The sequence below is a fragment of the Vibrio sp. VP6 genome (genome assembly GCF_028823755.1).
Taxonomy (GTDB): Bacteria; Pseudomonadota; Gammaproteobacteria; order Enterobacterales; family Vibrionaceae; genus Vibrio; species Vibrio parahaemolyticus.
In genome coordinates this window covers 1-526 of the sequence record NZ_JAPEID010000203.1, presented here as the reverse complement: position 1 = coordinate 526, position 526 = coordinate 1, and the positions used below count along the sequence as shown (strand labels likewise).

The window sequence follows — 526 nt, the reverse complement described above, 5'->3', positions numbered from 1 at the left end:
TTCAAGAGCCAAGTAAGGAGTAATGTTCACACCAAGAACCAGTCCCCCAGTGGCACTTGTTGGGTGGTCGTCGCCATCAAGATAAATAGAATCAGTATCAATGACACTCGCACCGATATTGCCGCCAGCATAAAAGGTCCCCGTATCTTGGGGTTGAGAATAAACTGCGGTACTCAACAATGTGGTGATGATAGACAGTGTTAGTTTTGGGGGCATTATAAAATTACCTCTAGCATGAGTGTGAACGAGTCGCGATAAGTTCCCTCAACCACGTCCTCTGCTTTTACGTCTTTGTAAGAAATATTTAAGTCAAAAGAGACGCTTTTTCCGGTTTCTTCGATTTTTATCCAAGATTCAGGGTGTTGAAGAAGACCATCTTCAACAAGTAGCGCTCCTGGGGTGCATTTGTTGCAGGAAACGGAGTATGGAACGGCTTTTGCGCTGCCGATGCGTGCCATGGGCTTTAACGTATAGTCGTTATCGTCTTTACCTGTGAAGCGGAACCGTATGCCAGTTTCAAAGGCGC

General features: G+C 45.8%; 1 protein-coding gene and 1 pseudogene. Both read right to left on the bottom strand.

Features of this window, described 5'->3' with window-relative positions; all coding sequences use genetic code 11:
- Positions 1–216, bottom strand: a 216-nt coding sequence (locus OU793_RS24885; RefSeq protein WP_274647946.1) for a hypothetical protein, incomplete at its 3' end; no start/stop codon positions are given.
- Positions 216–526, bottom strand: a pseudogene (locus tag OU793_RS24880) (hypothetical protein); the annotation flags it as partial. The pseudogene OU793_RS24880 and the gene OU793_RS24885, both read right to left, overlap by 1 nt.